Origin of the sequence: Sporosarcina sp. YIM B06819 (assembly GCF_033485175.1) — a bacterium.
Lineage (GTDB): Bacteria > Bacillota > Bacilli > Bacillales_A > Planococcaceae > Sporosarcina.
In genome coordinates, this window is record NZ_JAWLIQ010000059.1 from 1 (window position 1) to 1,749 (window position 1,749).

Consider the following 1,749-nt stretch of genomic DNA (forward strand, 5'->3'; position numbering starts at 1 on the left):
AAAAAAGTACTCTTAGTAAGTACCGATCCTGCTTCAAATTTACAGGATGTTCTCGATGTAGAATTGACGAATGATCCACTAGCTATTCCAAGTGTAAATAATCTATTCGCGTGTAATATTGACCCGGAGGCATCAGCGAAAGCATACCGTGAAAAAGTTGTCGGGCCTTATCGAGGTAAGTTGCCAGATGCTGTTCTCTCAACGATGGAAGAACAGCTATCGGGTGCTTGCACAGTTGAAATTGCTGCATTCGATGAATTTTCCCATCTGCTATCCGATGAAGATGTGTTAAATCAATATGATCACGTATTGTTTGATACTGCGCCGACTGGGCACACACTGCGTCTTTTACAATTACCAACTGCATGGACTGGTTTTTTAGAGGAAAGCACACATGGAGCTTCTTGCTTGGGGCCACTATCAGGTCTTGGAGAGAAAAAAGAGTTATATGCGAAAGCTGTTGATTCTCTTTCTAATCCAGCAAAAACGACGCTGATTCTGGTTGCGCGACCAGATGTATCTTCTTTAGTTGAAGCAAATCGAGCTTCTTCAGAGCTTAAAGATATCGGTATTGAAAATCAGATACTAATCATTAATGGGCTTCATCAGACGCATCGTCCCGATGATAATTTATCAACCGCATTTTTTGAACGACAGTGCCATGCATTGAAAGAAACGCCTGAAGTATTAAAACAGGTTGTGACGTTCTCCCTTCCATTTGTTTCGTATTCACTAACCGGAGTTGACAACCTTCGACACTTATTTAGTTCTTATACTATGACTGTATTTGAAGATGACAGCATCAGCAAAGAAACGATTCATCTTCCTGGCTTACACAAAGTAATCGATGACTTTTCATCGAAAAACATACGTGTAATCTTCACAATGGGTAAAGGTGGAGTTGGCAAAACGTCGATTGCATCTGCAATTGCGGTCGGCCTCTCTGAGAAAGGTCATCGCGTTCATTTAACTACAACAGACCCGGCAGCACATCTCGCATACACGTTTGAAGGTAGTACTTTGAAAGACAATCTAACGATTAGTAGCATTAATCCAGAGATTGAAGTGCAAAAGTACCAGCAGGAAGTACTATCTACAGCAGGAGAAGGACTAGATGAAGAAGGACTTGCGTATTTGATAGAAGACCTAGAATCACCATGTATAGAAGAAATCGCTTTGTTCAGGGCATTTGCCGACGTAGTGGAGAAATCGGAAAATGAAATTGTTGTCATTGATACGGCACCTACCGGACACACACTGTTGTTGCTTGATTCAACGGAAGCGTATCACAAAGAAATGAGCCGTTCGACTGGTGAGGTACCGGAAAGTGTGAAGAAACTTCTTCCACGTTTACGAAATCCAAAAGAAACTGGAGTGGTTATTGTGACATTGGCCGAAGCGACACCGGTTTTAGAAGCTGCACGACTGCAGGAGGATCTCAAACGTGCGCAGATTGATCCTAAATGGTGGGTTATCAATCAAAGTCTATATACAACGGAAACAACTGATCCTGTTCTAAAAGGTCGCGCTATTTCTGAAAAACAATGGATTAAAAAAGTAAATGAGGAATTTGCACAGCAGTGTGCGGTAATCCCATGGTTGCATAGAGAAAAACTCGGCTATAACAAATTGAAAGAATTCATCCTATAACTATTTGGAGGTACAGAGCATGCATAAAGTAGTAATCCTAGGTACTGGGCCTGCTGGCTTAACAGCAGCAATTTATTTAGCAAGAGCCAATATGAATCC

General features: G+C 41.6%; 1 protein-coding gene. It reads left to right on the plus strand.

Annotated features, from left to right (window positions below; genetic code table 11):
• Window positions 1-1,650: arsenical pump-driving ATPase (arsA, locus tag R2B72_RS18465; protein WP_318618367.1), on the plus strand; the 1,650-nt coding region annotated here is incomplete at its 5' end.
• Window positions 1,651-1,749: the final 99 nt, after the last annotated feature.